Genomic DNA, 26551 nt, shown 5'->3' with positions numbered 1-26551 from the left:
TCCCGTTTAAACTCGTCGGGATAATTTTTCCTTGCCATCGTGGTGGATCATCTCGCTTCCCCCGCCAATCTTGCGGGATTAAGCGTGTCCAACACACGGGGGCAGGGCCCTTGCTAGCCAGATCCGGATCGTCCTTGGCACGGGCGATGTGCTCGGCGATGGCGATCTGGATCTCATCGGTGATGGTGCCGTCACGCAGCTGGGCGATGAAGCTCAGCTGAGCGTGGACGTCGGGCTTGAGTTTGATGCCAAGGGTTTTGACGCCTTTGGTGAACTCGTCGGGTGTGGACATTGCGACCTCCTCGGTGCGCTGCGGCCGGTAAGCGCGGGATGCGCTTACATTTACGGCCGCATGACACCGACGAGGCAGCCGCGGCTTCATGCGGCTGCCCTTTCGGGTGATGTGGTGGGTGGCTCCCGCCGGGATGCGGTGATGCGCTCCCGTGCGGCGGCGGCGAACTGCGGGTTGAGCTCGATGCCCAGCCAGTCTCGGCCGAGCCTCTCGGCGGCGACGGCCGTGGTGCCGCTCCCCATGAACGGATCACAGACAAGGCCCGATTCACCGGGCGCTTCGCAGGTACAGGTCGCTGCGAGCGCACTACGAATGGCGGTATGGCCGAGGCCTCGGATGACCCGTCGTTGCCAGGGCAGGCGGCAACGGGTGCAGCGGGCTTCAGGGCAGCCGGCGGCGATCATGCGCTGGGCCAGAGTCAGCGGAAAGATCGCGTGGTGTGCGCTGCGGTAGCCGCCAGGGGTGATCGTCCAGACGTCGCCGGGGTTCTTGCCCAGCGGATGGCCCACCTGTCCGCGGGCTTTGAGAGCGACCAGTCCGGTTGCCGCCATGCCGTTGGGGCCGCGCCAGTCTTCGCGCTCAACCGATTTGACGCTTCGCGTTGTGCTCGCCGCAGATGCGGACCGATGCGGCACGCGGATGGCATCGAGGTCGAAGAAGTAGCGCGGCTGCTTCGCCAGGATGTAGATGACCTCGTAGGTGCAGTTGAGTCGATCCGGGATGCTGCTCGGGACCGGGTTGGGCTTGGCCCAGATGATCTTGTTGCGGATGATCCAGCCGTCTCGTTGCAGCCGCAGCGCCAGCCGCTCGGGTGCCATCAACAGGCCTTTGCGGTCGGCACCTTGGGACGGGTGGCCCGAGTAGGTGTCGCCGAGGTTGAGCCAGTAGGTGCCGGTGGGCACGAGGACGCGGCGGACCTGCTCGCTGATGGCTGCCATGTGCTCCACCCACTGATCGACGTGCCGCTCCAATCCGAGCTGGCCGTCCGCCTGGTAATTGCGTAGCGAGAAGTACGGCGGGCTGGTGATCACGCAGTCGAGGGAGCCGTCTGGCAGGCGGCGCAGCCGAGTCAGGGCGTCACCAACGGCGATCCGGTTGCGTGGCAGTGTCGTTGGCGCACTCATTGCGCATCTCCGTTTTGGATGAGCGGCAGCAACCCTTCCGGCGTGACGATGCGGAACAATGCATTCGGTAGGTTGCGGTCCTTGTCTATGGCGTCTGCGAGCGCGTGGCGGCGTCGTTCGGCCTTTGCTAGGTCCGGGTGCGTCATGGACCAGACGACGAGCGGAAACGAGCCGTGGCGATCCTGTTCGACGCCAGTCTGCCGGTAGGCCTCGTACTCCCGGCACTTGGTAAGGAGCGTGGGGACGCTCTCGGTGCTCAGATCGATCTCGATGAACCACGCGCGGACCAGACCGTCATGGGTGGCGGTCTCGGCGAACAGGTCGGGTTTCAGCGTGCGCCGTGCGGCGCCAAGTCCGGTGAATGTGCGCCAAGCCACTGGTTCGACGGCACTGTCGATCAGCTCGATCGAATTGTCTCGGTTGGCGCCGATAAGCCCGATATGAGCGTCGGCGACGGCCAGCCGGTGGCTGACAAACCGGGCCGTCGGTTCGTGCCGGTGTTTCCTGCTGCGTCGGATCTGCTCGTTCAGCAGGCGCTCGCCCGCTACGTCCACGTAGTGCACCAGGCCGTCCGATCCTGCGCGGACACCACCGACACGTTGCGCCATCGCCCCCAAGACGCGGAGATCGCGCAGTCGGGCGAGCACTCGCTTCGCCGTGCGGCGGCCTGAGGTTGGTGCCAGTTCGGCGAAATGCAGGATTCGGATCTGCCGGACGGTCAGAAACTGATGGGCAGATACCGACCGCAGTATCGCGCGGTCACGATCACTGAGCTGCCGGTCGATGTCGCAGATGATGGCTGTGGTGATGTGGGCACGATGGCGTGGCTGTGTAGGTGTGGTGCCCCTTGGGGCACCATCATTCGCTGCCAATTCTTGCGCTTGCGGTCGATCTGCCAGGGGCGACTCGCTGGAAGCGTTCGACGCGAGGGGGTAACCGAGGGGGTAGTCACTCATGGCTCCCTCCTGCGTCTGCGTGGGCCGCCGATATCGGTGGCATCTTCGCTCTCCGCAGCGCCTCTGATGAGCGTGGCGAATCCGTTCTCTATGTCGGCAAGCGGCTGGCCGTAGCGCTCGCGGCTGAGGCGGCGGATGGCTGCCGGATCGCTCGACGGAGCAGGCGCGGGCTTGGTGACACCGGAGGCCCAGGGCTGTACGGCGTTGTCGCGGACGAGGCTGGCGTAGACGTGGTGCGCGGGCAGTCTCGTGAAGTCCTCGACGGCGAGCACTGATTGGCCGGCGGTCATCTCTTTGGCGTCGCCTGCTTGCAGTTGGAAGCAGACGCGGGAGCGGGCGTTGTTTCTGAACGCGTCGAGCATCGCCGGCGGCAGTTGCTTTTCGTATTGGTGCGCCAGATGAAAGCCAGCGCCGAGGCTGCGGGCGGTCGCCAGGGCGTCACCGAGATCGGTTGGCAGGCGCAAGTAGTCCTGCACCTCGTCGATGTAGACCATGACCGGGTCGCGGTTTTTCTCCGGCGTTCCGGCGCGCTCGCGGATGGCCTGCCAGAGTTCGGCCACGACCAGTGCGCCAAGGAGTTGGGCGTTCTCCGGCCCGATGACGCCCTTCCGCAGTGGTACCAAGAGCACCCTTCTCTGGCGCAGGACTTGGCGGACGTTGAACTTTGGGTGCTGCTGGGCGAGCACGTCGCGAATGGGTTTGCTGAGCAGCGGGCGCAGCTTGTTACTCAGCGGGGCGATGGTGGTGGCGGTGGCCTCAGGGGACAGATTGTCGAACCACTGCCAGAATGGTCCGGCGGCAAACGGATCGGACTGCATGACACCACGCGTGAGGCGGCGGCGAAAACCGGGATTGGTCAGCAGCAGCGGCAACATCACGAGCGTGGCGTCGTCGCGCCGGGCCAGCAGATCAAGGCAGTTGCGCAAGATGTCCGAGCTGCGGGGGCCGAGGCTGTCGCCCCAGATTGATTTGAACGTGCCGAATAGGCTGTCGGCGACGACCTCGGGGGAGCGGCCATGGCGATGGGATGCGTCGAGCGGATTGATCCCCACGGGCGCCTCGTCGAACGGGTCAAGGACAACGATGTCGCCCCTGCGCTTCTCCGGGATACGGGCCAGCAGATCGTCGATCAGGTCCTTGGGCTCGATGACCACGACCGGTCGGTCGGCCTCGAGATCCTGCAGGATGAGATTGAGCAGCAGCGTCGACTTGCCTACCCCGTTCGGTCCAATGACCCAGGTGTGTCTGAGGGCGTCGGTCGTCTCGTAGCCGATGATGCCGCCCGCGCCGGGCGCTGAGGCGTCGGCCACTATGCGGGTGCCGGATTGCAGTGCGCTACTTGGACGAACGGGGCGCGGATGGAGTGGCGGTTGGCCCGGGAAGTGCTCGTCGTGATCGGCGATGGGCCAGCCGGTCATCCGGGCGATCTCGGTCACGGTCAGGCGCTGCGACGGGGTGAAGATCGACCACGATGCTCGCGGAGTGTTCACGCGGTCGGGCTTCTCCTGGCGCAGGGTGATGCGCACGTCAGGTGATTCGGTCGTGCCGATCGCGGCCGCCAGACCAAGTAGTAGTGTCTTGCGCCGTTCGGCTGTCGCTGCCTGGACGCCGAGCCGGACGGCGGCAGTAAAGGCGTGCTGGCCGAGTTTGTGTGCCAGCGCTTGGCGTGCGCCGGGGCGGGTGTCGGTGGTGACGCCATGGAGGAGCTTGGAGATCACCTGCTGGTTGTCCGTCTTAGGTTCAGCCGGCACGGTTTTGGGGTGTTGGCGGGGGCCGAGCACGACCTGGATCGTGAGGCGCTCGCCTTTCTGAGTAGCGGTCAGTGCGTGCAGAATGGAGCGATGTGATGCCACCGCGTCGACAGGCTCAAGCTGGCGGGCGTTGGTACTCAGCTGGATTCGGCGCGCGGCCTTGACGGACTCGCGATCGGTGCTGTCGAAGCTGGTGACGATGGCGCCACCGACCAGCTGCTCGACGGCACGGCGGACGGCCGCTTGGTGCCGGAGCTGGCTACCGATCAGGTATTCCACGCCGGTCACGTCGGCGCGCGCTTCCAGAATGAGTTGCGGTGCGTGAGTTTGCGCTGCCCAGTGGCGCAGCAGTCCGAACGCGGTCGCCTCGGAAAGAGGCTGCGGCCAGAACAACTGCTGCCAGACCAGCGAACCCGCCGACACGGTGGCATCACCTGGGTTAGGCACTGGCGGCCTCCCCGGCGCTATTGGTGCTATCCGTGGTCCGATCGGCGTTGCCGTTCATGGCTTCTCGCGCGTCGTCCTGGGCCTCGGCGTCGCGCAGGGCCATGGCGATGACCGCACGGCTGAGCTTGCGCAGATCCGGCGGGTCCCGGCGGACGCTGCGCACGATGATCTGCCGTTCGGGTTTCGGGGTGCCGCGTGAACCGCGGCGGTGATTGGTTCTTCCTGTTTTAGACATAGGTATCCTCCATTTGGAATTACGTGCTAAATGATTTCGGCCATTGAATTTAATCAATGCCGTGACTGCATTATCTATTGAATTGAATCAATAGTCAACGATTTTCGACTGCGGCACAATGACTTTCAAACTCTGTCAATAGGGGTAAGAGGGCTAAGAATCACCATCTATTTCGCCATGTAGAAATTACAACAATGGCGCCAATGATGGCCGCGATGAGTGCCGCGATGCCGATGATGATAATCAGCGTTGGCAGGATCGACTCGATCAAGCTCACCGCGCAGTAGAGCGCGATCACGCCTAGCAGAATGCCGAAGCACCAGCCGATCATGCGGTCGACCCAATGCCCCGGATCATCGCTCACGTCGGCTCCTGGCTGCGCAGTTCAGCCAGCAGCCCATGGTCGAATCCCGCAGTGACGCAACCGGTGACGAAGCGCCCCTGATCGAAAGGGAACCGCTGCGCAAAGGCCTGGACGTAGGCCTGCCCGGTGAGATCGGCATGCAGCAGCAGCCACACCAGCGAGCCCGGTGGATGCCCGGCCTTCTCCAGTTCGCCGAGGTGCCACAGCGACAACTCCAACTCGTCGACCAGACCGAAGTCGAGCTGGCGGCGGACGTGGTTGACGTCGTGCCAGAACCGCAGCGCGCCGTTGACACTGGCTGGCGTGTAGATGACGTCACCGCTGTTCTCGGACGAGATGGGCAGTGATTCACCGGTGGTCACGCTCCGGCCGTAGGCCTCGGTTAGCGCGGGGAAAGTGTTTGGGGCGTCAGGGACGAGGACGTAATCGAAGCCCACCTCCTCGGCTGTCCTGGCAGCGGCGTCCACGATGAATGCCGAGAGAGCCTCGGCGGCATCGAGAACGTCGTCGCCGAGCTGGTGACGGATGTCGTCAAGTATGGTCATGCGAATTGCTCCTTCCTGTTGATGGTTTCGTGCATCGGGGCGACGCCTGGCCCGCACGGGATTCCAGGATGGTGCGGAAGTGCGTCAGGCCGTCGAAAACCGCGCGGGCAGCACTTCCTGGTGGTGAGGAGGGTGTGAGGTGGGTGACGGTGACGTCCGGGGCGGCAACCAAGACTCGTGGTGGCGCGGCGCCAAGGACGACGGCGTGGACGTAGCCGGGCAAGGTGCGGAGCCGCGACAGGATATTGCTCGGGTTGGCGTCGGTCAGTAGGAAGTCGGAGAACACCACCACGGCATTGTTCTCGCACTGCCGACCGGCGTATGCCTCGACACGATCCAGCGCCGGGCCGAGGTCGCTGGACAGTCCGCATCCGCCAGACAGTCGATGCAGACCGCGGTCAAGCCGGCGAAGACCGCGAGCGGTGAAGGGTTGGGGCGCGACGTGTCCGGCTGAATTCATATCGAACGGCACCAGCGCCGCACGATCGCGCCCGCACTGGCAGGCTGCGGCGACGTGCCAGATCGCTAGTGCGGTTTCTTCGTGACGTCGTGACAGCGGGTCGTTGCCGCCGCCGGAAGCGACACTGGCCGACTCGTCGAGGACGATGAACACCGTCGCACCGTCCGGCGGGCACGGGCCCGGGTCACCGAGCCGGATGTGCTCAGCCTCGTCCCGGGCACGCGCTGGTCGTTGCTTTACTCCCGCGGTATGCCCCGCGCGGACGATTGCGGGCGGGAGCAGTTGCCCGTCGCGCAGGTGTGCGGGCAAGGATGGAGCCGTCTGCGGCGGACGGGTCATGCTGACCTCGCACGCTTGACGGGAGGCAGTGTGATCGGTGCCTGTTTCGCGGGGCCGTGCCCCACTACATCGGGGCTGGCCAGGAGTGCGCGGTACTTGTCGGCCTCGATGTGGGCCGCCGCGGCCAATCCGCGGTGGGTGTATTCAGTGATGATCGACTTCTCCTGCGAGGCAGCCTGTTCGGCTCGGTGCACAAGCCGCCCGCTTGCCAGCTGTCGGTGACGGTGATCGGCTTTCAGCGCCTCGTGCTCGGCTGATTCGATGACATCGGCGACGGCGTCGGCGTGGTACCAACTGTTGACGAAGCTCGCCAGCGCGATTGCTGCCGCAAGCCCGCCGAAGGTCATCCCGGACAGCGGTCCCTCGATGGCCGTTCTGAGCGCGAAGATTCCGACTGCCACAAGGATGGCGATCAGCGCTGCCACCGCGAACACCACAGCGTGCAGGCGCGTGCTCTTCGATGGGCCGTCGAACAGATGTCGGTAGGGCTCCAGCGCCTTGGGCAGATCGTTTTGCCGGCGTGCGGCTGCCTGTTGCAGGTGACGTAGGTGGGTGGCCGCCAGCCCTGCTGTGATCGTGGCCGTCCCCGCCGAGAGTGCCTGCGTGACAGCCAATACCGGGTATTCGCCGAGTGCGATGGTTGCACCGGATAGTCCGGCGATGTCCCCAACGAGTAGCGCCGCGGTGCGGGCGATGTAGCCGCGGGAGGAGGTCGCCTTGCGGCGGACGTATGGGCCTAGCTGGTCGCGGACCTGGTGGTGTCGGTCGAGTGCCGCGTCCGCAGTGGTCTTGGCCCGCGCGACTGATGCTTTCGTTTCGCTGACCGCGAAAGCCAGCGCTCCGGCGGTGCTGGCGTCCTTGCGGGCTTTCACCTCGCCTTCAGCGGCGAACAAGTGCTGCTGTTCGAGGCCGCGGGCGTGGTGTTCCAGTTCCAGGTAGGTGTCGGCGATGATGTCTGGGCGGGCTGTCGCCGTGGCGCTGTCGACGGGGATCAGCCGGATGCCCTCGGGCCGGGGCGGTCCGCTGCGCGGCGGAGTGTGGTCGGCGGACCTGTTGCGGCCGAGGTCACGGATGCGTGCCATGTCAGGCTCCCGCCGCGTCGGTCACGACTGTGCAGGTGGCCTGGGTGCGCTTGCAGACCGCGGTGTGGAAGGCCCTCAGCGCCGCGACGTACGGGGTTGGTAACAGCGAGCCATCGGTCTGCCGGCCGATCCCGATCAGGCGGACGTCGGCACCGGGCAGCGTGGGCACGGTGACCGTGGCGGCCAGCGTTTCGGCCTGCGCGCTGGTCAGGGCCGGATCGCTGAGGTCGGGTTCTGCGGTCTGGATGCCGTCGGTCAGGACGGTCTCCTCCAGACGGTAGGCCTCAGACACGGACAGTTGCGACAGATACTCCGCGCCGGGCTGGTACTGCCCGACCACGTCGGTCGCACCGTCCGGGAGCTCGTTGGCGACACCGGACAAAGCCGTGTTGATCTGCTGCATGACGGCATCGACTGCAGCTGCCGTCTTGCGCAGCCGTGCAGTGGCGGTGGCGCCGTCGAGTTGGAGATCTTCGTCGAAGACGGTGAGGCCGACCGTTGAGCCTGCGAAGATCACCACCCGCAGGTGGCCTCCGCAGATCGCGGTGCGCTCGGCGACCGTCTGCAGTACGTGCTGCTGGGCCGGTTGGGCGGTTGCGCCGTGTCGGCTGCCCGATTCGTCGCTGGCGACCAGGGCTGCGACCCTGCTGCCGTCGCTGGGGCAGGATGCGGCGACCTGCTCGGCGTGGGCCAGCGAGTCGGAGATTGCCCCGTGGCAACCCGTCGCCGCGCAGATGACGATTGTCGCGGTTGCGGCAATAGAACGAATAGTGTTGTGCTCGAACATTAGTGACTCCTTTTCCGGTAGATGGTCATCGTTGGTGGCGTCGGAAGGCGCGCTGTTCCGCCAGCCAGGTCTCGATAGCGGTCGAGGCGGGCTCGTCGGCGTCGTGTTCGGCGTTGAGCGCTTCTCCGAGCCCGAAGACCGCGCAGCGCACGACGAAGTTGCGCTGGACGCGCACGGGGCGGCCGAGGGTGAGGGCGGCGCGAACGCTTTCGATGTGATCGGCCTCGGCGATGCGGTAGGCCAAGTGCGACGTGGAGCCCCCGGCCGCCCGGATCGCGGCGACGGCCATTTCACCGACAGCGATCTCAGCTTGGGATGTGAACCCCAGGCTGTGGGTGAGCCGGATCGCCGAGCGCAGCGCGAACCGTGCTGCCGCCGGTCCCGGACTGGCGAAGATATCGGTTTCGGCATCGAAGCCCGGTGTGGTGATCACCCCGACGTCGCTGTCGCGGTGCCGTAGGCGAGGTGCGATCTGGCGGCGAAGCTCATTCAGGGTGTTCGCCGCGGACCCGGATGACGACACGGTGATGCCGAGCAGCTCACTGACGTGACGGCCGGCGGCAAGGGTGGCGTGCTCGTACTCGGCGATTGCCGAATCGAGGTTCTCGAACTGAAAGAAACTGTCTGCGTCGATCATCGGAGTTGCTCCTGGCTGTCGTCGGAAGGCTTGTCGATGACGCTAAAGGCAGCGAAATCAGCTGTCCAACAATAGGTTTGGACAAGCGTGGCTATGCGCGGGCGGATTCTGACAAGCGTTCGACAAAAACGTCACAACATCCAGCACCGGCCCCGCGGCGGCGCTCGACAAACTTTGACCTGTGTCTTGCGTCACAATTGCCGGGATTCTGGGTTGGCGCCGAGATGGCTCGAACCCGTGCGCCGATCCGGGTCAGACCTCGCCGTTAGACTGTCTTCTCCCTGGAAGGAGCCCATTGTCCGCCCAGCCGAGTGCCGACAAGATCGCCGCAGACCTCCTTGCCCTGATGGTGCCTGGCGGGGGAGCTCGCGACGACGCTCTGCTGCGTGAGCGGCGGTCACTGATGGCGCTCGTTGCCGCTCATCGGAAGCGGCGCGGTGACGAACACGGCGATGACCTCGGCGCGATCCGCAAACTGCTGGTCGACTTTGTCTCGACCCACGGCAGCGACGAGCGTGAACCCGGTCTGGGAAAGAAAGGCATGAGCCTCGCCAACCAACTTGCGGTCGTGGCACGGGCCATCCGGTTATACGACGGGCTGCCGACCGAGATCGTGGCACGGCGGGAGGCTGCTGTCGCGGGCACCAACGTCAGTGTCGGCATTTTCAGGCCAGATCGCCGCGGCGCCAACAGCATCGGGCGTTACGCCCATGCCTTCGCGACGTCATTCAGTGAGTATGTGAATCAAGCCGGGACCAGGCCGGCCAACGACGCGGCGATGACAGGTGGGCCGAGGCGCGCCACACGGGCGGCCGCAGATGCCGATGGATCACCGGAGTCGTGGACTCGTCTGCACTCGATGTCTGAGCGGCTTGCCGCGGAGATCGATCGGTCAGCCGAAGCCGACAAGCAAGGTGCGCTGAAACTGAGCCAGGGTGCATACGTCGAACGCGACGTCGAAGCCGCGATTCTCCGCCGCTTGGGCAGCGGCGAGGTCGAGACCGAGATCGTGGTCGGTGAGGCCGGCGACGGTAAGACGACGCTTCTTTGGTCGTTGCACCGCAAGCTCAGCGGCCACAGCCATCCGATCCTGTTGTCGGCGGTGTGGTTCCAGCCCGACGACCACGGCCATCAGGCACTCACGCCCGATGCCGTGGTCGACGCGGTAGCTGGCACGGCCGATGTCGTCGTACTGCTCGACACCGCTGATCTCCTGCTGCACAGTGAATTCACCACGCAGCAAACCGTCGCATTGCTCGAACGGCTGACAGATCTCGGAGTGCAGACCGTGATCGCGACCCGTCCTCGCGAAGCACTGTCGCTGCCGGCCGATCTCGGGCGCCGGACCGACCTGACGGCCTACAGCGACGACGAACTCGCCGCCGCGGTGCCAAAACTGGTCCAGTCGTACTGTCCTGCCAATACCGAGACGCCGACGGACGCCACGGCGGCGCTCAAACAAGCCCGCGCACGGGGGTTGGTGGTCGACCGCGTGTGCTCCAGCCCCCTGCTGCTGCGGCTGATGTTCGAACTGGCAACCCCGCGCTTTCCCCGGCTGGAGATCGACGTCACGGGGCTTTATCGGCAGTACTGGGACCACCGCGTCGTAGCGGACCTGCGCGCCCGCTCCGGCAGAGCGCTGCGTCAGAAGGGGACGGACCTATCGACAGACGCTGGGCTCATCGGCATCGTCATGGTGGCGGCCGGACGGCCAGAGGTGAAGGTCGAGTCGGCGATCCGCCGCGCCACCGAAGCCGCGTCCAACGCGGGCCTGCACATCGGAAATGGGGAAATCCGAACGGCAATCGACACGCTGTGCCAGCGCGGTGTCCTGATCGAGAGTGCCGGCTCAATCAGATTTCTGCACCAAACACTCTTCGAATTCGCCGCAGCACAGGGACTCGCGAACCGCGGCTGTGAGCGTGAATTGCCCAGACTGCTCGATCGGCTCGAAGGGGCACCTGACGACCTCTTCCTCGGGGCGGTCATCGAGCAACTCCTGATCCTGCTTGCCGACGACGAACTCTCCCAGGACGCGGTCGCTGAAGCCGTCCGGCGGCTATCCAGAACCAAGCAACCGAGCTTGGTGGAGATCGCCATGATGGTCTGGGCTCACCATCCGGCTCTGCCCGGCGTTGATCCGGAATACCTAGAATCTGTCCACCCCGAGGCGATCGATCGGTTCATCCGGGTCGTGCCCGGCGTGCACAGTTCGGCTGACGACATCATCGATCACCTCGTCTGGATCTGGGACCACCGTCAGCCGCTGCGGCCCAAAGTCGTCGATGCCTGCGCCTACCTGGCACGGCGTTCGCCGTCGCAGGTAGCCGCTTTCGTGGCATCGCAAGACGTAATCGGTGAACTAGCTGAACGCCACCGGAAGATGGTCCGTGCCAACGCAACTCCGCTGCTGCTCCTTGATGCCATGCTCGTTGCCGACCCGGACTATGCGCGTCCCGCTGCCATTGATTTGATTGACAAGCTCGCCTCGGACGCCGAGGGCAAGGCCACGATTGCCAACTGCCTTCGACTCATTGCGGTGCGGTGGGCGGCCGCGGGATCGGCGGCATTCCTCGCCGAGGTCGAAAACACCGTCGAGTCGATCCAATCGCGTTCGAACGACAGCGATGCCAAACTCGTCCGCGAAGCTCTCTCCGAGGTGATCGCGCAGCACTGGATACAGCTGACCGACCAGCTGCCCGCGGACGCCCGCACGGACAACTGGCTTCAGCAGATACAGGAACTCTGCATTGCACTTGAGGACATCCCTGTCCGGACGCCCAAATCAGCGGGCGATGACGACACCGACAACGCTGGCGAAGCAGAAGACAGTGCGGCCATGCGCGGCGACCAGAGCCCGGTGCTGGGAGCCCGCCTCATCGCGGTGGCACGAGTCGTAGCGACGATCGATCCGAATGACCCGCGCGTCGTGGGCACGCTTGATCAGCTTTTCGACCTCAAGGGACCGGCAGCAACCCGGCAACTAGCCCGGGGAAGTATCGCCTACTTGCTGATCAACCACTATCCGGCCACCGCTGAGGTCATCGACCGGCTCGGCGCCCGACTCGCAGCATGCCTCCCCGCCGACTACAACGCATTTGAACCCGGGGCCGAACTCTGGGCGGCGGTCGCCCGGTCGTGCCTCATGGACTCGCGGATACCCGCAGCGCACGTCGCGGCGGTGACAGCCCAGGCTCGCGGGCGATACCCCGACAGCGTCCCGCTCTGGACACGGCGCGACATGCTGCTCGGGCTCGCGCCCGCCGCCATCGCCGCAGGCGACCCCGACGCGACGCGCGTCTACGCGCGCATCCGCGACCAAGACCTGGAGCTGCCCGATACCGAAACGAACATCTTCCTCGACAACGCCACCGATCGTGTCGAGCAGGAACCTGAGCTCTTGGCGCCCCTGATGATTCACCTCGCCCACCGTGTCGGGCGGTCCGCCATCATCCGCACGCTGGCCGACATCGACTCAGTCCAGCCAGCGCTACGTGAGCACACCAGCAGCATCATCGAGTGGATCGGCCAACTTCTCAGCGGTCCCGACCGCAGCCAAGGAGACGGCGCACGCCTTCTGCTCAAATTGGCCACATACGGCATCGTCCGCGCCGATTTCGAGCAACTCGTCGCGCTCTACCCGCGCCTGACCCATCCCGAGGCAAAGGCAGACGTGGTGCGCACGATCGGACGTGTGACGCTGAAGACGATGAGAAACGACGACGCAATCCAGTTCCTGCGCACGCTCGTCCGCACCAAACGTGACCCCACACCGACGATTCGGGCGGCACCGGGGCCGCGCCTTGCGAACCCGGTCATCGTGGATGCAGCGCGCGATGCACTGCTCGAAGCATTCGGATTCCAGACGGCGCCGAGCCCATCCGACTGGGACACAGTGTTTTCCCTGACGTTTGCGCCACGACTGTCAGGATCGCGAGCCGTCGACATGACTGGCGCGGGCAATTTATCGCTGTACCTCACTCACCTGGTGGATGCTGGATACGTGCCAGAGGCCAGCCGGTACCTTTGTGAGGTTATCGACACGCTGGCACCCATAACGAGTCGTCAAGCTCGCCTTGGATCGAACCGCCTACGCGTCGCTATAGGGACAATCGTCCGCAGAGCCTCGCGCCAAGACTTGCACGGGCTACTTGAAAAGGTCGAGCAAGCACCGGAAGCCCTGTCATCCTTGATGATCTGGGCTGCTGTTCGAGAGCGCTACGACGACACCAGGACAAGCATCGACAGGCTCGCCGAGCATCCGACGCTGGGACACGAGGTAACCAAGGCTCTCATCAACCGCGTCCGGATCGCAGGACGCCAAACATTCGCGGAAGTGCTGACGCCGGTCTGACGCAGATTTCCAGAGACCTCAATATTCTGTTCCTACCTGTCAGTTCCGGTTCAGGCCGAACTCGCGCGTCATCAGAGCGCGCTTGTAGTGGGACTCGGCGGCGTCGACCTCTGTGGAGGACGTGCTGGGTCCGAACACCCGCAGGATGCTGAACAGAAAATTTCGGGCGTGATCCGTTTTGACCTTCGCCCCGTGGCTGCCGAGGCTGGCGAAGGCGAGTTCGCGTAGGGCGATGTTGCCGCCATGACCGTCACGTGCGTAGGACATCCACCGGCCCAGGATGCGTTCGGCTCCGTCTGCCTTGCCGACGTACTGCTTGCCGTTCGAGGAGTTGGTGATGAGGTAGATCCCTTGGACTTCGGACAGCGCGGCGCGCCAATCAGCGTAGCGGTGGTCGGAGACCATCTCGCCCAGCTCATGGTGGGTCAGCAGCACGCGGTCGAAGCCAGGAAACGGAACCGTGTCCCGATCTGCGATCTCCAGAACGGGTAGCTTTGCAGCGCTTGTCGCCCGTCTGTGCCAGGTCCGCGGATTGCCCCACTCCACGACGAGCCGGTCGGCCAGCGGTGCCAGGAAGCTGCTGGGCCGCAGATCGAAATACCTACGTGTGGCTGTTCTCTCCGCCACAACTTCTCCGAAGTTCTCGTAGGTCCCATACAGGCGGGAGCGTCGTTGTCCATCGGCGATGAGGATCACCCAGTACCGGGCGGGATCGGCGGGGAATTGCCGAGCCGAGATGCCTTGGAAGCGTGTGTATTCCCGAACTCGTTCCTGAGTCAGATCCTCCCGGCCTTGTAGTCCCTCATCGTCGCCCGTGTTGAAACTATGGCGGACGAGATGGATGTCTTCTAAGCCGATCGGAGGGCTCTGCTCCGCGCCGATTCCGGCGAGGATGTGACCGAGCGTGAGGAACGTTCCGGGTGTGAGTTCAGCGGAGGGATCAAGGTCGGCGGCCTCATCGTCGTCGCTCTCATGGTTCTGGTCGGGCACGTGCACACTTTATGGCGGCGACGACATCGCGGTGTTGGGTACGAACACACCGATTCGGGCAAATCTGGGTGCGGGCAAAGTGTCAGTTCCCAGCGGTAGCGTTGGTGCCGCTTGCGAAGGAGGATCGTGGAACTTACCGAAGCTCAGTGGCAAACGGTCATTCGACATACCACTGCCGCAGACCACCCATACCCAGGTGCCCGAAATGCGCCGGATGTCGTCATGCTGGCGCTGGCTACCCTCGTCGGCGATGTCGACCAGATCACGGCGTCCCACACCGAGTACAAACTGGATGCTCCGACAATCTGGCGGACGTGGGCGTTCACGCCGTCCGGGTTAGCGCGCGTTGAGGCGGAGTTCGCACCCGGGGAATACGACGCACTCGAAGACCGCCAGCGCCGCCGCCGGGGGAGCTTCGATGATCCAGTCGAACCGACGGCAATCAATGCTCGGATGCTGCCGCTCCGCACCGCGACATCGTTCGCGGTGACACGGGTCTACCACCGGTCATGGACCGACCAGTTTGGCAGTCATCTGCGCTTCACGCCGCTGGCGATCGAGATTGCGTTCGGCACCACCGTCGAACGCATCGGGATCAGGACGTGGTTCGACGACCAAGCCAAGAGGGAGCGCTGGGAGGAATTTGTCGCCGTCGCGCGCAAGGCGATTCTTACGGGAGGGGCGGAATGAGGGTCTTCATCAGCAGTGTTCGGCACGGGCTCGAGGAAGAGCGCGACGCCCTACCGGGACTCATCTCGGCGATTGGTCACACACCGGTGCGTTTTGAGGATTTCACCGCACAAACGGTGCCGAGCCGTGAGGCATGTCTGGAGGGAGTCAAGAGTTCCGACGTCTACGTGCTGTTGGTCGGACCACACTACGGCCATGTCTTCGAGGACACGGGACAGTCTGCCACCCATGATGAATGGATGGCCGCTACGGCGGCGGGGATACCGCGAGTGGTCTACCGCAAAGCCGGTGTGGAACTGGATGCCGACCAAGCGGCGTTCGTCGCGGTGATCGAGGACTACGCGGCAGGAGTGTTCCGTGACTCGTTCGGTTCGACGGCCGAACTACTGACCAAGGTGGCGGCCAAGATCCGCGAACTGGGCAAGAGCAGCGGTCCCTTGACGTTCGCGCCGATGACGGAGTCTCCAGTTATCCAGTGGCGCCAGCAGTTTGAGCGAGGCACCCAGGGGCAGGCGTTTTCACAAGCTGCGCTGGAAGTCCACGTTCTGCCGTCTTCGTCGGGATTGCTATCGGCTCGGGCTCTGACGGATCTGGGGGACGCGCTGGCCGGACGGGTGCGCCGGAGTGGTCTGATCGATGACCGTGCTGCGTTGGAGACCCGAACCGGCGAGGACGCAATTTACTTGCTGCTAAGTGACGACGCTCCTTCGCCTTGGAACTCCGCCGTCGAAGGCCGGACACTGGGCCTGCGCATCGCCCGGAGCGGTCAGACCTCGGCTTGGGCGTCGTTACCCCGAGATAGCCTCGGCGCGGTGATTGATCCTGAGCAGTTACCAGTGCAGATCGCGGGCATGCTGCGCTTGATTGGCCATACGCAGGCTCTCTCCTCGCCGTACGTTGCAATCGCTGTGGGCGTCGAGCCGGTGAGAACGTTGTCGATCGGCAACATGTCCGACATGCCACGCAATTCGGCACAATTCCTATTGATGTCCGATCAGCCTCTGCGGGCCGAGCCCGATGAGTTGGTGACGCTCGCAGCTCTCGACGCTGGCGCTCCTGAAGCCGGAAGCATGCTGAGCCGCCGATTGATCGAGTCGTTCCGCCGACATCGCTAACTCGCTCGGCTGCGTTAGAACGCTGCATCACAAGCTTTTAGGCCACAGCTCCCACCGATTCGCCCGGCCGCGCAAGACTTCCGCGTCGGGGAACTCCTTCTGCAGCTCTTGCAATCGCTTGGTGATGTCGGCAATTGGCAGTCCGGACGGAATGACGGCCAGAGGCTGGGGCTTGGGTGCTGGGGGCTCGGTGGGTGCCGGCGCTGAGCGGGCAAAGGTCGCCATCATTTCGCGGGCATGCTGCAGTCTGGCTGCCCAACCCGGCCATGCCGGGCACGGGCCGTCAAAGGGCGGGCGTTACCCATCCGTGCTTCGCGATCGGCGTCGGGCAGTCGCTGCACATGTCGTCGGCGTTGAGCGGCGGTACGGCCAGGAGTTGGTTGAGTCGGTGGCGCTTCAGGTCGGCTTTGATCCGGTCTTTCCGCTCCCCGCTGGCAACGAGTTCGGGTATATCGATTCGGAGCTGTTTCACGTCGCGTTCCCGGTTGATGCGGTAGCGGAACAGCATGTAGTCGCGCCGCTCGTTGGGTAGCCAGCCGTTCTGGTCGACCACCGCCTCGGGATCGCCGACGATGGCGGCCAAGCGCTCGACTTCAGCACGTCGCCGTTCGATCGACTGCTCCAGCACCACCACCTTCTCATCGCGGCGTACCGAATCCATCTTCGGAAACAGCGAGCCGTCGCAGTAACCGGCCATCTCGGTCTCTTCACGCTCCAGCAGAGACCGTTGCTCGGCGAGTGTCAGCCGGGCATCGAAACGTTCTCCGTCATAGAGTGCCTTCCGGGCCTCGCGCTCCTCCTTGACCTTGGCGAGGGCTCGCTCGCGCTGCTTATCCTGCTTGGCCCAGCGGGTTTCGAGCTGTCGGGTGGAGAGCGTTCGGTGCCCTGGCTCCGCCCGGCGCCACTGGTTCATCACCTCGATCGCGTGTTCGTACTCAACGGCTCGGTCGTCGTCGCACCACGCTTGGGCTTCCATAGCATGCCGTCGAGTTCGATGACGCCGTCGGGTATCGTGGCAGTAGTCGCTGGCATTGCGTCCTCCAATGAAGTGGACGGTCAACAAACGCTGGTAGTTGTGAGCGACGCGGACAGTCATTGGCGATGGATCGATCCATCATCCACCGCGTTGCCCACGCTCGCAGGCTTCCAGGAAGCGACTAGCGGCCGTCCTACTCGATGACGCCGTCGGCATCGTGGCGATGCCAACCACCAGCCCCTGGGTGGGGATCACCAGTAGCGTGTGCGAACGGGCGGGGCGGGGTCGTCAAACGTGGCTTTGTCACCGCTACGTCAGTAGTCGAGGGCTGCGCGCAGTGCGACCCGATCGCGATGCCGTTCGATTCGGTTGGCTGGACGGGCGGCAGATTCCGGCGTGGGTCACCCCGCTGGGTAGCACCGAACAGGCGGGTTACTGGGCCGGAGTTATTGCGGATGGGTCACTTGTGTCGCTGTATGGAACATCAGTCGACTGTTCGTATGACAGATCGCAGGTCCAATCGGAGCTCGACATTTACTCATCGGTCTTCGACCGAGCAACCGGGAGACCGGATGGTGCCCATTTCTGTTGCCCAAGAAATCGAAACGCTAAAAGAGCGAATCCCGTCACCGATGAGCAGCACCAGGCGAACGAGTTGAAGTCACCATTTACGATTAGCTACTGGGCAGGAGTCTTGCGAAGACTATATGCAAAAGTAAGATCTTCATCTGCGGCCATTGTGTTTATTGGACGCTTGGCCTACAATCAAATTCAAGCCACCACAGAAACAAATAGCAAAAATGGCTGACCAAACAAACACGACTTCCCTTGAAGGGGCGGATGATTTACCGAACGACTACAACCGGGACGGCTCGGATGTTATTGACGCTACCCTGAATTCCCCCGTAGTACCGACCGCGCATTTGTCTGTACCTATCAAGCAGAAGAAATCATCTATATCGCGTCTCACGATACCTATTCTTATCCTCGCGATGCTTGGCCTGCCGGCTGCTACGATATTCGCTGCTTTTCAGAACACCAAGCCAATGAGCCTTGCGCAGGAAAACGCATTCGCGTCTCAGCAGATTGATCTTAATTCTCTTGATTTACCCGTTTCGACTGCCAGTCAAGACGCACCGGGCACGCTGACCGTCAACGGACAACTTTCGGTCGCGGGGTCGTTGCAGGTTAACCCTGGCGCAAAACCCGCGAATCCAAAGGCGGGCCAGATTTATTACGACAAAGCAAGTCACAATCTGGGTTATTACAATGGTGCCAACTTCGTGTACCTGCAGGGCGGCGGCGCAAGTAGTACAACCAATGTTACTAATGTCGCGGAAGTTACGAATACTACCGTTATCAACAACTACAGCACCGCAGTGCCACCTGACGACGACCCTGACGCAGTGCTACTCCAGGGCGACACGCCGGGAACCGTACAGACGGGGAACTTTAATATCGACGGGGCGGGCGTCATGGGTATCGCCTCTATCGGTACAGGGAATATTGAGACGATCAATGGGACGACGGGGAATATAGCGACGGTGAACGCGACGGATCTGAATGGAACGACTGGCATTATTACGACGGTCAATAGCGACACGCTCAACGGGACTACCGGCAACATCGCGACCATTAACAGCGATAGCGGAAACATCTCCATTCTCAACAGCGATACCGCGACGGTGACCGGTGCCACTACGCTGAATGGGGCCACGACGGTGAATGGTGCCGCACTGTTTAACAATACGCTGACAACGCAAGCAGACTCTTCGAATGCCCTACAAGTCAAAGACGCGGCAGACAATACATTGCTCAACGTCAACACGACGAACAATGATATCGCCATTGGCAGTGGCAACAGTACCTTTGCGATCAATGGCAGCGGCTCGTCGTCGCCAGCTGGCACTAACGTAAATCTAGGTATAACAAATGTGCTGTCTGACAATACTTCCTATAGAACTGGTACGGGTCGACTGGCGATGAAGTTTACCACCGGTATCGCTGGTGGCACCCTCCAATCTCTTTCCACATACATTCTTCTAAATTCTGGCTATACCTTTTATCTAGGACTATATGCTGATAATGGCAATTCTCCGAACAGTCTACCAACCACACTGCTCACTAGCGCGTCGGGTACGTCCGTAACTGGTTGGAACACCCTTTCAGTGTCACCCGTTACCTTGCAGCCGTATACAAGCTACTGGATAGTTATGGCCCTACCTCGACAAATAGTCATTCCACAGGGTGGTTCCTCAAGTACCGTCTGTCTCACTAGTGGCAGCCTCTCTCTGCCAACAAATTTTGGTACATCCTGCTCCTCGTATAATTTTGGTTTTAGCTTCTACGCCACCTACCTCACCGACCCGGCAGGTGCAGATGCAGGCAATGCCATGTTTAGTATCAGCGACACAGGACAGGCAACATTTCGCAGTACCATAGACTCGACACATGCATTCAGGATTCAGGATGCAACCAATGGCGCGACACTGTTTAATCTCGACTCGGTGACGGGTAATATAGCTATTGGTAAGAGCTCAGCCAGCTATAAACTTGACATCGACCACGGTGACATCAACCTGACAAGCGGCCAATCATTGCGATTCGGCGGAACCAACGTGCTGTCCGCGACAACCACCTCTACCACCCTGGCAGGAACAGCAATTACTCTCCAGGGAGCAACAACAATGAGCAGTACGGCAGCTATACAGGGTGCAGCAACCTTTGCCAGTAGCGTGTCTGTAACTGGTGCTGCAACATTTAGTAGTACCGCGACTGTCAGCGGTGCGCTGACCGCTACCAATACGGTGACGAACAAGGTAAACTCAGTCACCGCTTTCCGGATACAGAATACTTCGCTCGCGAACCTATTCGTCGCGGACACGACGAACATGATCATTACCATCGCCGGGTCGGATACGAGTTATGCCAGCCTGACGCTAACCGACGCTCACTTCAAATCGACCCAGACAACTCCGCCGACAATCGCCGCGCCGACGAACTGCGGCGCCGGGGCGACGGCAGCTGTCGCTGCCGGGTCGACTGATACTGCCGGGTCATTTACGATTACAACCGGTACGGACGGCACATCTTCGACCTGCGATGCCACTATCACCTTCCAGCAGCCATACGGCGCTGCGCCAAAGTCAATCATCATTGTCGGCAAAGGAAACGGCGCTGCGGTCGATCGTGAAATATATGTCACCTCCGAGGCAACGACTGGTTTTAATATCACGTTCAACAAGAGTGCGGCAGGAGCCGACAGCACTGTGTATGAATTTAACTATTGGGTTATCGAGTAGGCCGTCATGAGGTATCGTAATTCAGTTACCCTTCGGTTTATATCTGAGAATCACGCCTTACCCGATACAGTGGGTAGTCATGCCCCATTTCCCTATCTGACACAGTGAAATGCATTGTGCGCTCCAAGTGCGGAACGCGAAACAGGTCGAACTGCCCGCATCGCACGTCAGGGATAAAGGAAATGGGGCCATCGTTGGCGATAGCTCGTCATCCGCCGTACCCGTCTCGATCGCGGGGCGATCCGATTATCGTGCAAAACAGTGCTCAGAGAGCTCGTTGACGCCCCTGGGATTTTCATTTCAGTGGTACCATACCCAATTTATACAGATCACTCCATCGCCATTTTTGCGATTCGACAATGAAACCTTTACCTCACACAACGAATAGTCGCATGTACAATTGAGCCAGTACCGAAACCATACATCCACAACAGGCCTGAACCCATCGATGCCAGGTATACGTAACCAGTCCCTGAGAAGGTGATAGAACTTGAAGTCCAAAACCAATATTCAGGGGTTGTAAGATTAAAATAACTACCGTCTATATATGCTTGCATAAACTCTTTTTGCGTTGGCAGCCGCCAGCCATTGCCTTTGTCGGTACAAAGTTGAAATCTGTCTCTGCCATGGTTATACCCATAGTCATTCCCTGCTGAACCACTATAGCTAAAGTAATTCGTAAAGGTATTAGAAAAAACAACACTGGTACCGTTGTCGCTCAGAACCTTGCTCCAGATAAGCCCCGTTCTCGGGTCTTGTTTGTCGGTACCACTTACGCCATCTGATGGGGTGGTCCAGGTAACGCTTGTCGTACAGTTATTCGTTTGAGTAGCAGGCGCATCAGAGTCACCGACTACTTGTGTTGAACACGCTCCCGGCTTCGGATATGTACCTGTCTGTTGTGTACGACTGTCTTTATAGAACGTCTTGCCGCTTGCAATGTCACTAGCATCGGCGGTGCCGGATGGCGTCCACTGAGCAGCGGTAGAAATGCGGTTCCAGTGGGTGCCCCAATCGGGTGTGTTGGAGGTTGAGCCGTAGCCGAGGCCGTTGAGGGTATCGGAGAGGGAGAGAAGGTGCGAGGTAAGGCCGTTGTCGCTGCCTCCCGGACGTGTTTCGGCACTGGTGGTGATGGAAACGCCAGCAATTGTGCAAACAACCGCTAGCGACAGCATGAGCAGTGCCCGCCAATTTTTCATTCCCCCGCCGGGTAGACGGTCTTGATTACTTGGCCGATGTGAATCCTCGTGTCTCATGTGTAATACCATCCCCCGCTTCAAGCCCTTGCTTTGACACTCTCGCCTGTGTCAAAGACCCGCCTATTTAAGTTTAGCAATTCTAATATAATCGATTTTCCGATTCAGTACAATGCTATTCTTAGACTAAGACTATTAACCCGACTCGTGTTATTCTTGCATTAGGATGGATATCAAAATCCAAGTGTCGAGTACGCGACAACAAACGCATTCCAGATTTCCGCGGACCATTGCGGTCTATTTGAAGATGTATATCATCATATGTATCATAACCGTACTCCTTGGCGCGATAAACGCGGCTATCCTGACTGGCGTCGCGCACTCTAATCCCGGAGGAGGCGTTGCGATTGCGATCTTCCCGCTGACCCTGTTCCTACTAGCGGTCGCGGCTTTACTCTTTGTCGCAATTTCGATGGTGCTGTTGGGCGCAGTACTGCGTTCTATTGGAAAGGTGATAATCCGCGCACTAAAAGCGATTGCAAGTCACCTGCATTGAACGCGGTGTCGACTCCGGTCGAAAACCCGCCCCGCTTGGACTGTCTTCTATTGGGGTCCGCAATCCCCAGGGTGTTTTCAGTTATGTGTAGCGTCGTCATATGGCTAGTGGAAGCTTCTCGTAACTTACTACGAGGGCAGAGGGTTCGACGGCCGCTGACGGCCACCGTAACGAGTGGTCAATCAACCATTTCGCGACTTCACCGCCAACGTTTTTCACGGCATCACCAACCACCTTGTTGGTCTTGCTCAGCTGCCTTCCAAACGGAATCAAACCAATGGCATCATTCATCAAGTCGCCGATCTCGTCAGTGAGGTCATCAGGGTCGTGTCTGTTCCATGCGTCGATGGCCTGACCTATGTCGATTACTAGGTTAATTCCGCTCATAAAACTTCCGACACCGGGAATAAAGCTAGTCCAGAAAGTAAAGTCCTCCCATGCATTTTCAATGCTTTCCCAGTCAATGTCTTTGCCCGTGCCATCGCCTCCGGATCCTGCTGAGACGCCAGTATCAATCACCGACACCGTGCCGTCCAAGTTGTTGGTGACATAGAGTCTGCTGCCGTCGGGACTGATAGCCACCGCCCACGGGCCATCGCCGACCGGGATGGGATCGCCCACGGTGGTGTTGGTGGCCGTATCAATCACCGACACCGTGTCATCGCTGTAGTTGGCTACATAAAGACGGCGGCCATCGGGACTGACTGCCATCTCTAAGGGGGTGTGGCCGACCGGGATGGGATCGCCCACGGTGGTGTTGGTGGCCGTATCAATCACCGACACGCCGCCCAAAGAGTTGGTGACGTAGACGCGACTCCCATCAGGACTGACCTCCACGCCCCACCCGTAGCCGAGGGAGATGGGATCGACCACGGTGGGGTTCGCGGCAGTATCGATTACCGACACAGTGCCGTCCAAGTTGTTGGTGACGTAGATCCTGCTGCCGTTGGGAGTGACAGCTAGCCTCAACGGGCCATCGCCGACCGGGATGGGAGTGCCCACCATGGTGTTGGTGGCCGTATCAATCACCGACACCGTGTCATTGCTGTAGTTGGCCACATAGACACGGCGGCCGTCGGGACTCACCGCGATCGCCGACGGGAGGTCGCCGACAGGGATGGGATCGCCCACGGTGGTGTTGGTGGCCGTATCAATCACCGACACAGTGCCGGCCCCCCAGTTCGCGACGTAGACACGGAGGCCGTCGGGACTGACCGCCACTTCCCCCGAACCGTCGCCGACAGGGATGGGATCGCCCACGGTGGTGTTGGTGGCCGTATCAATCACCGACACAGTGTCATCGTCGTGGTTACCGACGTAGACCCGGCTGCCATCGGGGCTAGCCACGATTTGCCCCACACCATCGCCGACAGGGACAGTCGCAATGACGGTCGGAGGTGTGGCTGCTGGTGTGGCGGCAGCCGTTGTCGGCTGTGCTGACGCCTCGGCTTGCTGGGGCACGGAGGGTGTCAGTGTGCTCGGTGCGGGTTCAGTGGTGCCCGATGCCTTCATCGCCGCCGGTCGCGGCTTGAACGACCCCGTGCTCCGGACCGTTGCAGATATGGTGGTCACCCGTTCCTGTGGCGTGGCAGTCGACAGGGCCGCGACTTTGGATTCGACAGCAGCAGCCACCAGCCCGGCCAGCGATGCCCTGTGGTTCACCACGGGCGTCTTCACCGACCCGAAGGCGGGTCGCGGCGACGCTGACGCTGCTCTGGCCGAGTGGGTTCTGTGGCTTGACGAGCCCGCATGTGTGTTGCTCGATCCGGTGTCGGCGTGTGCGACCCCTGAGCCGCTGGCGAGTGCCGCGCCGACACCTAATGTGATCGCGCCTGCGCCGAGCCAGATGTAGGTCTCGGTGTGGCGCTGGTGAGCGCGCCGATGACGCCCGTTCTTGCGGTGAGTGCTGGCTGATTTTTTCGACCTGCGCCCATTCGCCATGCGAGCTCCCCACCACGTGTCGAGCGATCTTAGTTGCCGGCAGTCAATACTCCTAGCAAAGTCGACCAGGCTACCGCGTGCTTTTCGGCTATGTTGCCAAAAAATTTACCTACAGGTAAATCACATCTGCCTTCCAGGTCCTTGACAAGGCATCAGCGTTCCGCGCCTACTCGCCACAGGCACCACCCAGATCGCGGTCGGACGGCACGGTCATCCCGGTAACGCATCGGGGTGCTGTAACTCCCCGAACGGAGAATCCACGACCTGCAACAGCGACGGTAGGTGACATCGGGGGGCCGATGGCTCGTCGGGAACGCTCGCTCGCGATGTCGCAGAACAAGATCAAGCGCAAGAAGCTGTACGCACCCGAGGACCGCAATCGAGGCAACCATCCGGGCATGCCGCGTCGGCGATACGTGATGAGCCCTGGGCACCTGTCCCCCCGGTAGAGAGGCCGGATGGGGGATGGGGGATGGTGGGTAGTGATTACCGGCCTCGGTGGGGCTACCTGACTGCGTCGGCCTGGAAGCCGTCAGGGTCGAGTGCGCTGTCGGGATCGTCGCTGGTGCCGGTCGTTGCCGAGATGGTTCGTGGGTCAAAACTAGCGGGTGGCAAGCAGCCCTTCCCTGTGATGGCGCAGGCATCACTCACAATCGCGTGGCCGTCAGTAGCCTGCGTAGTCAGCGGACGTTGATCGCCACTGGTCGCTGACCCCCAGCTGCCATGTGTGCCGTCGTAGTCAACAGAGCTTCCCGACTGCACATCGACGACGCCGGGCTGGGCAGCTGCCGCAGCGGCCCCGCCTAGAGCCATCGCAGCTCCTGCAGCGACGACGAACACACCTTTGCCGATGGCACTGAGTAGCGCTCCCGGAGCCATGCGGCTCTTGGCGTGTCCCGCGGCGATTGAGTCGGTCTGAGGGCATGCGGAAGTAAGCGTGGCCTGCACGGCCACCCTCCTCTCTCCCCTGGTCAGGGGATAAAAACGGTTCGGTCCCGGCCGTCTGGCGGGGCGGTCAGGCCATCGTAAGGGTCAATATGGCTGAGGTCAATACAACTGGGGTATTTACGACAGAGTGATAACTAGCTAAGCTGAATAGACATGGGCAATTGACACTCTGGCCTGTTACGGCCGAGTCCTATGTGGTAGACCGATGCCCGCCGACGGCGCCAAGGAGGCGCTTACCGAAACCACCCGTGCCTTTGGCGAACGGGTGCGGGACCGACGCAACCAACTGGGGATCAGCCAAGAGGCGGCCGCCGATCGCATTGGGATCCACTGGAGCGCACTTGGCAAGATCGAGAGAGGCCAGCGCAGCTTGCGACTCGAGACGATTCTCAAGATCGCCGCGGGGCTGGACATCGACGCGGGAAAATTGGTCAGCGGGCTGCCTTCACCGCCCGATTAGATCTCCACGGGGGTCTGCCAGTTGCTAACGTCTGAGCTGCTCATGAGGTTCAGGCCAGACGGCAAAGGAGTCAGGATGGCTGGCAAGTTCGAGCTGTACAAAGATTCTCGCGGCGAGTTCAGGTTTCGGCTCAAGGCTGGTAATGGCGAGATTATTGCCACGGGAGAGTCGTACAAGACCGAAACTGGGGCGAGGAACGGCATCGACTCGGTCAAGAACAACGCGCCGGACGCTCCCATTATTGACTTGACCAAGTAGCTTGCGGGTCGTCGCTCGGAGCCTGGCGGTCCCAGGCGGCGCGGTACGGATCGCGGCACCTCTGCCCGGCAACTTCTCGAGTCGCCAGAAGGCCGGCGCATTCGGGCCAAGACGACATTTCGCGGCAAGCATGACTCGCTCGACGTGGACGACCACTGAGCCAAGGACCAACTACTCGGTGGTCAGCGCGCGGGGGCGCTGCGCTTGGACACTTTCGAAGCGAAAGTCACTGTGCCAGTGGGGGTGACGGTGAAACGGTAGGCCTCGTTGAGCCCTTGCTTGCCGCTATGGGTGAACGCCAACACCCGCTCGCCGTCAGTTCGGATATGGATGATGCCGAAGTTCAGACGGTCGAAACCCTCAAAAGGTTTGTTTGTCTTGTCGACATGTGACGGTCCTTGGTAGGCAAAAAACGCTGCTAGGTCGGTGCAGAAGATGATGGCCGGTGTCTGCCGCGAGGCACGACCCAAAGCGGCCATCAGGGTTGCGCGCGGATGAATGTACTCCTTGCGCACGCTTTCATCGCCAGACGAGATCATCGAGATGACCGGACCTACATCGCGCAGAAACCCCATGTCGAAATCGGCTGATCCGTGATGGGGGCACTTCAAGATCTCCGAGCGAAGCTTGCTGTCTGTTGCCCGTCGCTGTGGATGAGGATGTCGGCGTCATTGGCGTTGGTGATCAACTGGCGATGAGAACGGCCCCGCTCGGTGTGGTGAGCGGGGCCGTGGTGTTCTCGGTGA

At 61.7% G+C, this 26551-nt stretch carries 24 protein-coding genes and 1 pseudogene; 9 read left to right on the top strand and 16 right to left on the bottom strand.

The window, feature by feature from the left end; genetic code table 11:
• The 11 genes and pseudogenes from ORI27_RS30845 to ORI27_RS30795 form a co-directional block, all read right to left on the bottom strand.
• A pseudogene (locus ORI27_RS30845) lies at nt 1-292 on the bottom strand (hypothetical protein); the annotation flags it as partial.
• An 86-nt stretch (nt 293-378) separates the two neighbouring features.
• The gene (locus ORI27_RS30840; protein ID WP_266000985.1) at nt 379-1416 is read right to left on the bottom strand and encodes a DNA-methyltransferase; all 1038 of its coding nucleotides are present in this window, start codon (nt 1414-1416) and stop codon (nt 379-381) included.
• Nucleotides 1413-2372 (bottom strand): replication-relaxation family protein, encoded by a 960-nt coding sequence (locus ORI27_RS30835; RefSeq protein WP_266000984.1) that lies wholly within the window; start codon nt 2370-2372, stop codon nt 1413-1415. The genes ORI27_RS30840 and ORI27_RS30835 overlap by 4 nt, the downstream gene beginning before the upstream one ends.
• The gene (locus ORI27_RS30830) at nt 2369-4546 is read right to left on the bottom strand and encodes a type IV secretory system conjugative DNA transfer family protein (protein ID WP_266000983.1); all 2178 of its coding nucleotides are present in this window, start codon (nt 4544-4546) and stop codon (nt 2369-2371) included. Before ORI27_RS30830 ends, ORI27_RS30835 begins: the two co-directional genes overlap by 4 nt.
• Nucleotides 4547-4562: 16 nt before the next feature.
• Nucleotides 4563-4805, bottom strand: coding sequence for a hypothetical protein (locus tag ORI27_RS30825; protein WP_266000982.1), 243 nt, complete (start codon nt 4803-4805; stop codon nt 4563-4565).
• A gap of 160 nt (nt 4806-4965) precedes the next feature.
• The gene (locus ORI27_RS30820) at nt 4966-5169 is read right to left on the bottom strand and encodes a hypothetical protein (protein ID WP_266000981.1); all 204 of its coding nucleotides are present in this window, start codon (nt 5167-5169) and stop codon (nt 4966-4968) included.
• Nucleotides 5166-5714: a hypothetical protein gene (locus ORI27_RS30815; RefSeq protein ID WP_266000980.1), complete on the bottom strand. Its 549-nt coding sequence runs from the start codon at nt 5712-5714 to the stop codon at nt 5166-5168. The genes ORI27_RS30820 and ORI27_RS30815 overlap by 4 nt, the downstream gene beginning before the upstream one ends.
• The gene (locus tag ORI27_RS30810; RefSeq protein WP_266000979.1) at nt 5701-6513 is read right to left on the bottom strand and encodes a vWA domain-containing protein; all 813 of its coding nucleotides are present in this window, start codon (nt 6511-6513) and stop codon (nt 5701-5703) included. The genes ORI27_RS30815 and ORI27_RS30810 overlap by 14 nt, the downstream gene beginning before the upstream one ends.
• Entirely contained in the window at nt 6510-7595 is a 1086-nt protein-coding gene (locus tag ORI27_RS30805; protein ID WP_266000977.1) for a hypothetical protein, read from the bottom strand. The genes ORI27_RS30810 and ORI27_RS30805 overlap by 4 nt, the downstream gene beginning before the upstream one ends.
• 1 nt (nt 7596) lies before the next feature.
• Nucleotides 7597-8382 (bottom strand): hypothetical protein, encoded by a 786-nt coding sequence (locus tag ORI27_RS30800; protein WP_266000976.1) that lies wholly within the window; start codon nt 8380-8382, stop codon nt 7597-7599.
• A gap of 25 nt (nt 8383-8407) precedes the next feature.
• On the bottom strand, nt 8408-9019 hold the full coding sequence (locus ORI27_RS30795; RefSeq protein ID WP_266000975.1) for a hypothetical protein: 612 nt from the start codon (nt 9017-9019) through the stop codon (nt 8408-8410).
• A gap of 859 nt (nt 9020-9878) precedes the next feature.
• Here ORI27_RS30795 and ORI27_RS30790 point away from each other — a divergent pair.
• Nucleotides 9879-13373, top strand: a complete 3495-nt coding sequence (locus ORI27_RS30790) for an NACHT domain-containing protein (protein WP_266074044.1) — start codon at nt 9879-9881, stop codon at nt 13371-13373.
• Nucleotides 13374-13412: 39 nt separating this feature from the next.
• Here the strand turns inward: ORI27_RS30790 and ORI27_RS30785 are convergent, their stop codons facing one another.
• Nucleotides 13413-14363 carry a GIY-YIG nuclease family protein gene (locus ORI27_RS30785; protein ID WP_266000972.1) on the bottom strand — a complete coding sequence of 317 codons (951 nt, stop codon included), beginning with the start codon at nt 14361-14363 and terminating at the stop codon, nt 13413-13415.
• A 126-nt stretch (nt 14364-14489) separates the two neighbouring features.
• Here ORI27_RS30785 and ORI27_RS30780 point away from each other — a divergent pair, with 126 nt between their 5' ends.
• Nucleotides 14490-15053 (top strand): hypothetical protein, encoded by a 564-nt coding sequence (locus tag ORI27_RS30780; RefSeq protein ID WP_266000970.1) that lies wholly within the window; start codon nt 14490-14492, stop codon nt 15051-15053.
• Nucleotides 15050-16168: a DUF4062 domain-containing protein gene (locus ORI27_RS30775; protein WP_266000968.1), complete on the top strand. Its 1119-nt coding sequence runs from the start codon at nt 15050-15052 to the stop codon at nt 16166-16168. Before ORI27_RS30780 ends, ORI27_RS30775 begins: the two co-directional genes overlap by 4 nt.
• A 283-nt stretch (nt 16169-16451) precedes the next feature.
• Here the strand turns inward: ORI27_RS30775 and ORI27_RS30770 are convergent, their stop codons facing one another.
• Complete coding sequence (locus ORI27_RS30770) at nt 16452-17264, bottom strand: hypothetical protein (protein WP_266000967.1); 813 nt, start codon at nt 17262-17264, stop codon at nt 16452-16454.
• A 680-nt stretch (nt 17265-17944) separates the two neighbouring features.
• Here ORI27_RS30770 and ORI27_RS30765 point away from each other — a divergent pair.
• Nucleotides 17945-20446, top strand: a complete 2502-nt coding sequence (locus ORI27_RS30765; protein WP_266000965.1) for a beta strand repeat-containing protein — start codon at nt 17945-17947, stop codon at nt 20444-20446.
• A 368-nt stretch (nt 20447-20814) separates the two neighbouring features.
• On the opposite strand, the gene ORI27_RS30760 is transcribed toward ORI27_RS30765, so the two are convergent.
• Complete coding sequence (locus ORI27_RS30760; RefSeq protein ID WP_266000963.1) at nt 20815-21702, bottom strand: Lcl C-terminal domain-containing protein; 888 nt, start codon at nt 21700-21702, stop codon at nt 20815-20817.
• Between the two features lie 166 nt (nt 21703-21868).
• Here ORI27_RS30760 and ORI27_RS30755 point away from each other — a divergent pair, with 166 nt between their 5' ends.
• A complete protein-coding gene (locus ORI27_RS30755; protein ID WP_266000961.1) occupies nt 21869-22198 on the top strand; it encodes a hypothetical protein in 330 nt (109 codons plus the stop codon).
• A gap of 96 nt (nt 22199-22294) precedes the next feature.
• Here the strand turns inward: ORI27_RS30755 and ORI27_RS30750 are convergent, their stop codons facing one another.
• Nucleotides 22295-23545: a YncE family protein gene (locus ORI27_RS30750; protein ID WP_266000960.1), complete on the bottom strand. Its 1251-nt coding sequence runs from the start codon at nt 23543-23545 to the stop codon at nt 22295-22297.
• A 37-nt stretch (nt 23546-23582) separates the two neighbouring features.
• On the opposite strand from ORI27_RS30750, the gene ORI27_RS30745 reads away from it, so the two are divergent.
• From ORI27_RS30745 to ORI27_RS30730, 4 genes are all read left to right on the top strand, one after another.
• Nucleotides 23583-24050: a hypothetical protein gene (locus ORI27_RS30745; protein ID WP_266000959.1), complete on the top strand. Its 468-nt coding sequence runs from the start codon at nt 23583-23585 to the stop codon at nt 24048-24050.
• A gap of 415 nt (nt 24051-24465) precedes the next feature.
• Nucleotides 24466-24588 carry a hypothetical protein gene (locus ORI27_RS30740; RefSeq protein ID WP_266000958.1) on the top strand — a complete coding sequence of 41 codons (123 nt, stop codon included), beginning with the start codon at nt 24466-24468 and terminating at the stop codon, nt 24586-24588.
• Nucleotides 24589-25292: 704 nt separating this feature from the next.
• Nucleotides 25293-25547: a helix-turn-helix domain-containing protein gene (locus ORI27_RS30735; protein WP_266000956.1), complete on the top strand. Its 255-nt coding sequence runs from the start codon at nt 25293-25295 to the stop codon at nt 25545-25547.
• Nucleotides 25548-25622: 75 nt separating this feature from the next.
• On the top strand, nt 25623-25805 hold the full coding sequence (locus ORI27_RS30730) for a YegP family protein (protein WP_266000955.1): 183 nt from the start codon (nt 25623-25625) through the stop codon (nt 25803-25805).
• Nucleotides 25806-25987: 182 nt separating this feature from the next.
• Here the strand turns inward: ORI27_RS30730 and ORI27_RS30725 are convergent, their stop codons facing one another.
• The gene (locus ORI27_RS30725; RefSeq protein WP_266000953.1) at nt 25988-26380 is read right to left on the bottom strand and encodes a hypothetical protein; all 393 of its coding nucleotides are present in this window, start codon (nt 26378-26380) and stop codon (nt 25988-25990) included.
• Nucleotides 26381-26551: the final 171 nt, after the last annotated feature.

This window comes from Mycobacterium pinniadriaticum, from assembly GCF_026242045.1.
Taxonomy (GTDB): Bacteria; Actinomycetota; Actinomycetes; order Mycobacteriales; family Mycobacteriaceae; genus Mycobacterium; species Mycobacterium pinniadriaticum.
This window is presented reverse-complemented; position numbering and strand designations above follow the sequence as displayed.